We start from the raw sequence: 8537 nt of genomic DNA on the forward strand, positions 1-8537 counted from the left end.
AAAAAACGAGATTCCGGATCAAGTCCGGAATGACATATAGGGGGAGACTTTTCACTACACTTGAGTAAAACGAAGGTCGGACCTCCGCTAAATACTCCGAAGTACAGCCTTCATCACTCGCAATGACAATCTTTCCTTATTTGCCTCTCCCCTTGAGGGAGAGGATGCAAGGTGAGGGGGGGGTTGTGTCTTTGCCTTTGTCTTTTCCCCCCATTTCCTTTTCTGCCTACGGCGAGATTGCCACGTTACAAAACACTCGCAAAGACGGAATGGGGGGATGTAAAAAACGAGATTTCGGATCAAGTCCGGAATGTAAAAGCGTGATAATTTTTTACCAACTAAAATAAGTATGTTTTAAGATTTTGAAGGGTGGATAAGGTTTATGGCTTCGGTTCGTGTTCTAAAATCTTTTAAAAAGATACCTCTCATTGCAGAGGTAATTATTTTGGTACCTGGTTTCTGAACACCTCTCATTATCATACACATATGTTCTGCTTCAATAACAACCATTGCTCCTTGCGGGGTAAGTACTTTCATCATAGTATCAGCTATCTGATTGGTAATTCTTTCTTGTAACTGCATTCTTTTTGAAAATGCCTCAACCAACCGAATTATTTTACTTAAACCAACAATTTTTTTGTTGTCAGGCAAATATGCTATATGAGCTTTCCCATAAAAGGGTAATAAATGATGTTCACACATAGAGAAGAAAGGTATATCTTTAACTAATACAAGTTCGTTAAAATCTTCCCTAAAAACTTTACCGAGAATTTTTTCAGGAGACTCTTGTAAACCTTTAAAAATTTCACTATACATCTTTGCAACACGTTTTGGTGTTTCTTTAATCCCTTTTCTCTCAGGGTTTTCACCAATTGCCTCAATTATCGTCTTTATTGCCGCCTCTATCTTCTGTTGGTCCATTGTTAGCTCCTTTGGGCGATATACCAAGTATTTCGTCTATTTCATCTGAATTAAGAGTCTCTTTTACTAAAAGAGTACTTGTTAGTAATTCAAGTTTTTCTCTATTATTTTTCAGTATATCTTCTGCTTTATTTTCAGCCTCTTTAAGAATCCTCTTTATTTCTCTATCTATCTCTCTGGATGTTTCTTCACTATAATTTTTCTGTTGAGAAAAATCTCTTCCGAGGAAAACGGTTTCAGAATGAGAATAACTAACAGGTCCAATATTTTCGCTCATTCCCCATTCGCAGACCATCTTTCGCGCTATTTCAGTAGCAACCCTAAGGTCATTTTCTGCGCCTGTAAATATTTTCCCAAATATAAGTTTTTCTGCACTTCGTCCTGACAGTAAAGTAGAGAGAGTATTTTTATAAAATGTGTCACTTTCAATAAACTGGTCTTTGTCTGGGAATACGTGAGTGATTCCAAGTGCTTGACCTCTTGGGATAATGGTAACCTTATGTACTGGATGCACATCAGGTAAGGATTTTTGGACTAATGTATGCCCTGCCTCGTGGTAAGCAATAATCTTCTTTTCCTCTTCACTTATAACCAGACTTTTTCTTTCCACGCCCATCATTACTTTGTCTTTAGCTTCCTCAAAATCTTCCATTCCAATAGAATTTTTACCTTTTCTGGCTGCTAGTAGCGCAGACTCGTTTACCATATTTTCTAAGTTTGCGCCAGACATTCCAGATGTAGTACGAGCAAGAATTTCGGTATCAACAGTTTCATCGAGAGGTTTGTTTCTTATATGAACCTTAATAATCTCTTCTCTTGCTGTTATATCAGGTAGGGAAACAACAACCGTTCTATCAAATCTGCCAGGCCTAACAAGTGCTGGGTCAAGCACATCTGGTCTATTGGTAGCTGCCATAACTATTATTCCTGTTTCTGTTTGAAATCCGTCCATCTGAACAAGTAGTTGGTTTAAAGTCTGTTCCCTTTCATCATGCCCTCCGCCGAGCCCAGCGAATCTTTGTCTACCGACTGCATCAAGTTCATCAATAAATATGATACACGGGCTAAGTTTAAGAGCTTGTTTGAAAAGGTCTCTTACTCTACTTGCTCCAACGCCTACGAACATTTCAACAAAATCAGATCCACTCATACTTAAAAAAGGTACTTGTGCTTCACCTGCAACAGCTTTTGCAAGCAAAGTTTTACCAGTACCAGGAGGACCTATAAGAAGTACACCTTTAGGAATTTTACCACCAAGTTTTTGGAACCTTCTTGGGTCTTTTAAAAACTGTATGATTTCTTGTAATTCTTCCTTTGCTTCCTTACAACCTGCAACATCATCAAAAGTTGTACGATTTTTTGGGTCAGGCATTATAGGTTTACTTTTAGTAAATGCCATAACTCTACTACCTTCAGATGATACCTGTTTATATATTAAAAACCATATAAGGAAAAATATTAGAAGAATTGGAATAGTGGAAATAAATATATTCATCCATATATTTGAAGCTGGTTCAACCTTAAAATCTACACCGTACTCATCTAAATATCTGTATAGGGAAGGGTCATTGGGAGCGTAAGTAGAAAACTTTGTTCCATCTTTAAGTGTCCCGGATATGTTTTTATCTTTTATAGTTAACTTTTTATCAATATTGTTGTTCCTTACTTCTTTTAAAAGTTGGCTATACATAAGGTCCTTTCTTTTCCCTTCCATTTCAGATATTTTTGCAAGACCTACCAAAAGAATTCCTGCTAAAACCCAGAAAATCAGCCATCTCATAGAATTGTTTTTAAAAGAAGGTTTCTTTTTATTTTTCTCATCGCTCATTCTGTTTTTTTCTCCATTTTTTAGATGTTAAGGTTATCTTCTTTTGTAACAGAACTTCTTCTTCTGACGTTAAAGAGATTTTTTCCTTAACATAACTCGACATCTTTTTTTCATCAGATTTCTCTATTACAGTAAAAGGTATATTAACTTTATTTAATCTTTCTGTCAATTGAATTTTATATAGATTATTATCAGATTGGCACAAAACAACAAGAAAATCCAACTGTTTCTGAGGGTATAAAATGTTTTTATTAATCTTTTCAACTCTAAAACCGACCATCTTATTAGGTAGAAGTTTTTTTGCGTCTTCTACTGGAATATCATTTGATTCCAATATAAGCCCATCAGCTTGAGATATTTGGCATATATCGGCTCTACTGTTCACAATATAGAGAACAGTAGAAGGGATAAGTTTCCTTAAAGATAAGGCGTTTTTTAAATAGGTTTTAGAAGAATTACCTGAAAATCTTATTTCAAAAGCGTCTGGTTCAAGTGTTAATAATTTTTTGACCAATGGTGCAGAAATTTTATCAGTATCTTTTATATCATAAATTATATAATAGAAACGAGCAGGCAGAGTTTTACGGCAAATTTTTAAAGAAACTTCTTGTTCAATTTTGTAAAGTTCAAATCTAAGGTTATGGAAAACCTCAGAAGCTTCTGGTACTACTGTTTTGGAATACTCCTCTATTGTTCTCATTGCTTCGCTTACTCTAAGAAAGTTTTTTTCAACAGTTGTTTGTATATCTTCAAGTTTTCTGATATCAAGTTTTTTCCCTTTATCTCTACTTACATCTCTCATTGTTTTTAGTTCTATAAGACTAAAATATTTTGAAATCTCTTTTGAAAAAGAGTGTCTTAAAACCTTCAATCTGTTTATACCTGATACATCAAAAGAATAATAAAACCTTAACGCATCCTCAATTACACGGAGCCCTTCTCTCCCTCTGTTAAAATTGGCATCTATGATTCGTAGGATTTTTTTCATTTTAGTAAGGTAAGTATAGAGTTGATAAGAAAAGAAATATGTTTATAGCAGAAAAATGAGTTTAACCTATTCTACTTCTTCAGTGTCTGGTATTGGCTCTAAACCAACAGCGTCTTGTTCGTTATCTTGAGCATCTCCACTTTTAATCCTTGAGATAAATATTTCTATATTCCCAATTCTTTCAATTCCAATAGCGTCTTGGAGATAGTTTTTTGTTACCTCCTGTATATGTGTACAAAGTTCAGGGATATTGAAATGAGAAAAAATTCTTAGACTTATCTTTGTGTTTAACCCTTTTGAAGAAATAGAAGTTTTTACTTTTAGTGAGTGTATATCCTTAACCTGTTTTGTAAGCATAGTGTTAATATAATTCTCTATTGCTTTAAGCGAAATTTTTATTTTACCATCAGGGTTATCAAAAGTTATAACTTTTGTTTTGTACAGATGGTCTAACCAATTTATTATCCAAACAATACCCACAAGTATTATGCCTGTACCTGTAAGCCCAAAAGAAATCTTTTCTTTCTCGATGTAGGCAGTAGCGTTAAAGAGAAAATCTTGTTTTGCCCATATTGCAAGAAAGAAAAAAGCAAAAAGACTGCCAGCCAGTATATATATGGTGCTGACAATTCTATTCCATATTTTCATTTATTACTCCCTGTTAAACAAAAGCGTTCTGCCAAATTTGGCAATGCTTTAAGTAGTATTTCAGTGCTTTAAATGACGTGGCAACTCCCTCGGGCATACTCGGGATAAACCTTGTTTTATCCTTACTATTGTTTATTCCCATTCCTTTTCCGCCTTCGGCGACTTGTCCCGAGTATCCAAAGGAAATTGCCATATTTAGAAATCCCTTGAATACTCGGGGTAAACACTTGTAAAAAAGGGATACTCGAAGACGCAAAAACTCCATACTTAGTCTACTTATTCCTCTCTTCTGTCTTTACTGTCAAATATGCTTACTTAATCTACTTGTAGGTCTTTAATGTTGTCAAAAACCTTGTGGAACGCAGATGCAATAAGTTTAGCTGTTTTTTTAGTGTTAGGTGCCCTAAACGGCATTGTCATTCCAAAATGGGTATCACAATGTTTTTGAGCGACTGGATAGTTCTCAGGATTATAATCTACTGGCAAAGAGTTAGGACAGTTCCAAGGACAACCGTGTCCGTAGGCATTTTTTGCCTGAAAAACAGTCATCGCTGGAAGTATATAACGTTGCCAAATTCCACATTGAGTACCTTCGGCACGCAAGGCTTTTAAGATGGCGTTTCTAATGGCTACATCTCTTCCTTCAAACCCAAGTTTTTTAGCATCAATACGTAAAGTTACATTGTAGTAAGTGTGGTTATATCCTTTTGGGACAAAAGGTATAATTAAACCTGGAATATCTTTAACACCTTCAATGAAAGTTTCAGCGTTCTCTTTCTGTATTTTTAGGTTTCTGTCCAATTTTGTAAGTTGTGCTCTACCAAACGCTGCCACAAGTTCGCAACTTCTATACATCCACCCAAGAGCGTAAGCGTGGTAATCTCTACTTTCGTTAGGTTTTCTTGTTTCTCCAAAAGACCACAACATTTTTGCTTTTTCAAGAATTTGTTCATCGTTAGTAACAAAAACTCCGCCCTCACCACTGGTCAAACTTTTGTTATGGTTGAGACTAAATCCAGTACAATCTCCCCACAAACCAACATTCTTATTTTTAATGGATGCACCGTGAGATTGGCAAGCGTCTTCAATGATTTTTAGTTTATGTTTTTTTGCAATTTTACGGATAGCCTCCATATCGGCAGCCAAACCGTGGAGGTGGACAACCATAATAGCTTTTGTTTTTGGAGTAATAGCGGCTTCTATTTTGCTTGGGTCAATATTCATTGTATCATAATCTATATCAACAAAAACAGGTAAAGTATTATGATGTAAAAGACAAGTTACACTTGAGGTCCACGAGTAAGCTGGAACAATTACCTGGTCTCCACTTCCACAACCGCAGGCAGCAATACTCATATGTAAAGCCGCTGTTCCGCTGTTGGTAAGTATTGAGTGTTTGTTTCCATTCCATTTAGCGAAATCTTTTTCAAATTGAGTACAGTTAGGACCGTATGTATAAGATGGCCCCTCTAAAGCCTTAAGGACATATTTTCTGTCTAAATCGGTGATTTTTGGCCAAGGTTTGATACAATCATCAGAAACCATCTTTTCACCGCCAAGTATTGCCAGTTTGCTCTTCTTTTTTATAGCCATCATTTCTCCTTTTTCCCTTTATATATATTTTATTAGGGATTGTTTGTAATTATAACAACCACTTTTTCTATTTAATAGTTTCAAAAAGGTTTTTAAGATATTTAACCCCTTTAATCATTGCTTCTTCTGGTGTATACTCAGAACCTTCGTATTCAAAATTTATATAACCTTTATAATTATCTTCTGACATTATTTTTACAATTGCTGGATAATCAAGAATACCTTCTCCTGTTAAAGCTGCCTTGTAATGTTTCCCGTCTGCTCCAATTCTACCATTAACATCATCCAATACCCAATCTTTAAAGTGTGTATGAGCAATATAGTTTTTAGATTTGGTGTATCCTTCAACTGGGTCTTCCCCACCTGTTACCATATTACCAGGGTCGTAAGTAATCTTTAAATCGGGTATCTCCTTGATAGCCTCATCCATATCCGAAGAAATAATAAAAGGAGCGGTATGTTGTGGAAAATGTTCAAGCGTTATGGCTACATTATATTTTTGTGCAATTAAAATAGCATCTTTTAACCCTTCAATACAATTCCTTCTGCTCTCATCTCTTGTTAATCCTGGTTTACCTGTTAAAGGAAGCATTATTTTATCGGTGCCAAGAATAAGAGCGATTTCAATACCTTTTTCTATATTATTTAAGCCAGGTTGTCTCGATTTTTTATCGGGGAAATTGATATCAGTAAAAAAAGTGTAACATATTGTTTTTATACCAAAATCGTCACAAATTCTTCTTACTTCTTTTGGTTCAGTATCATAAGTAGTAATCCAATCTATGGCATCTAAACCGAGTTCTTTTGTAAATCGACATAACTCTACGATATCTTTGTTCTTTTTCCATTCCCCTCTTGCGATTGTGTAAGACATCATTGAAATCTGTTTATATTCCATATCTCTCTCCTTCACCCCAAAAATATGTTGTGAGGGGTTATTATAAATTAAATATTTATAGTTTTATACTATACAATATCAGTATATAAATAGTCAAATCTTAATTTGTAGTAAATTAGGACAATACTATTTTTTTGAATATATTTTACCGGGCAATTCAACAATCAAACCTTTTATAAGTAAACTTAGCAAAGAATCAGAAACCTCTCTATGTTTTAACTCTGAAACTGATAATAATTCTTCGATGTGCATCTTTTTGTTTCCAATAGTTGCAAGTATCTTATTTTCGGTCTTTGTTAAACCCTTATGAGTAATTTTTTTAGTTTTTTTAGGGATTTTTAACTCAAGATTTAATGAATCTAAAATATCTTGAGTGTTTTCAACCAATAAAGCACCTTCTTTCAAAAGGTAATTTACGCCTTTTGAAAAAATATTATCAACCTGCCCTGGTAAAGCAAAAATTTCTCGACCTTGGTCAAGAGCGCAATTTGCTGTAATGAGAGCACCACTTCTTTGACCTGCTTCTATCACAAGCACACCTTTAGATAAACCAGAAACAATTCTGTTTCTTATGGGGAAATGAGAAGGTTCTGGTCTTGCAGAAAAATTAAACTCAGTAATTATAGCGCCGTTATTATCTAATATTCTTTCTGCAAGTTTAAAATTATCTCTTGGGTAAAAATTGTTAAAACCTGAGCCAAGAACTCCAACTGTTTTACCTGCTCCTTTTAGTGCTCCCTTATGGGCTGCTGTATCGATACCTCTTGCAAGTCCGCTTATGATAGTAAACCCTAAATAGGCAAGTTCAATTGCAAATTTTTCTGCCATTCTTCTTCCATACAAAGACGGATTGCGAGTGCCGATAATGGCTATAGTTTGCTCTGTTTTAGGTATTTTACCTTTAACGTAGAGCATAAAGGGAGGCGCATATATTTGTTTTAGAAGGTAGGGGTAATCTGCATCTTCTCTGGTAAGAATTTTAACATTCTGTTGACGGCAAAACCTAATCTCGTCTTGCCAAGGTAACTCTTCCCATTTGAGTATTTTTGCAACAACATTTTTAGGAACACTTGCTTCTCGTAATTCAATTTCTGATAATTGAAAAACCTTATCTATTGAGCCAGCTATTTTTAAAAGTTTCTTTAATCTCGCTGGACCCAATCCAGAAAGGTTCGCACATATCCAAAATTTTTTTTCTTCCATATTAAATTAAGGTTTATATTCAATAAAACTTATCTCGTCTATTGAGAACTGTGAATATTCAGTGAACTCTCCTCATTCCTTTTCCGCCTACGGCGACTTGTCTCGAGTACCTCCGAGGGGGTAAAACTCGCAAGACTAACTACAAAGGACGGAATGGGGGGCTGTGTTACCTTCTACTCGCCAATTTTACCATCCTGAACTTGTTTCAGGATCTCTAACCTAACCCACGCAAAAGTGGTAGCAAAAACGAGATTCCGGATCAAGTCCGGAATGACATATAAGGGAAAACCTCATCCCATTAACTTCTTTGTAAACCCCTGAGGATTGTCCATATTCCTTCGCAAATACAACTACCCCCCCTCATCCTTTCTTGCCCTACGGGCTTCAGTCAGCGGGCTCACCGACTCGCCCTTTGTGCTATACAGTGCTCATTATTCTTCGCACCAGCACTCTTCTCC

General features: G+C 35.5%; 7 protein-coding genes. All 7 read right to left on the reverse strand.

The genetic code is table 11. The features are described from left to right. Nucleotides 1-354 precede the first annotated feature (354 nt). A complete protein-coding gene (gene folE, locus M0P98_08600; GenBank protein MCK9266908.1) occupies nucleotides 355-921 on the reverse strand; it encodes a GTP cyclohydrolase I FolE in 567 nt (188 codons plus the stop codon). Continuing rightward, nucleotides 878-2749: an ATP-dependent zinc metalloprotease FtsH gene (gene ftsH / locus M0P98_08605; GenBank protein ID MCK9266909.1), complete on the reverse strand. Its 1872-nt coding sequence runs from the start codon at nucleotides 2747-2749 to the stop codon at nucleotides 878-880. Before ftsH ends, folE begins: the two co-directional genes overlap by 44 nt. After that, nucleotides 2739-3737, reverse strand: a complete 999-nt coding sequence (locus M0P98_08610) for a thiamine phosphate synthase (protein MCK9266910.1) — start codon at nucleotides 3735-3737, stop codon at nucleotides 2739-2741. Before M0P98_08610 ends, ftsH begins: the two co-directional genes overlap by 11 nt. Before the next feature lie 66 nt (nucleotides 3738-3803). Continuing rightward, complete coding sequence (amaP, locus tag M0P98_08615; GenBank protein ID MCK9266911.1) at nucleotides 3804-4385, reverse strand: alkaline shock response membrane anchor protein AmaP; 582 nt, start codon at nucleotides 4383-4385, stop codon at nucleotides 3804-3806. Nucleotides 4386-4700: 315 nt separating this feature from the next. Further along, on the reverse strand, nucleotides 4701-5981 hold the full coding sequence (locus M0P98_08620) for a DegT/DnrJ/EryC1/StrS family aminotransferase (protein MCK9266912.1): 1281 nt from the start codon (nucleotides 5979-5981) through the stop codon (nucleotides 4701-4703). A gap of 64 nt (nucleotides 5982-6045) precedes the next feature. Next, nucleotides 6046-6876, reverse strand: a complete 831-nt coding sequence (locus M0P98_08625; GenBank protein ID MCK9266913.1) for a sugar phosphate isomerase/epimerase — start codon at nucleotides 6874-6876, stop codon at nucleotides 6046-6048. Nucleotides 6877-7002: 126 nt separating this feature from the next. Continuing rightward, entirely contained in the window at nucleotides 7003-8079 is a 1077-nt protein-coding gene (gene dprA / locus M0P98_08630; protein MCK9266914.1) for a DNA-processing protein DprA, read from the reverse strand. Between the last annotated feature and the right edge of the window lie 458 nt (nucleotides 8080-8537).

It is taken from the genome of bacterium, from assembly GCA_023230585.1.
Classification (GTDB): Bacteria; Ratteibacteria; UBA8468; order B48-G9; family JAFGKM01; genus JALNXB01.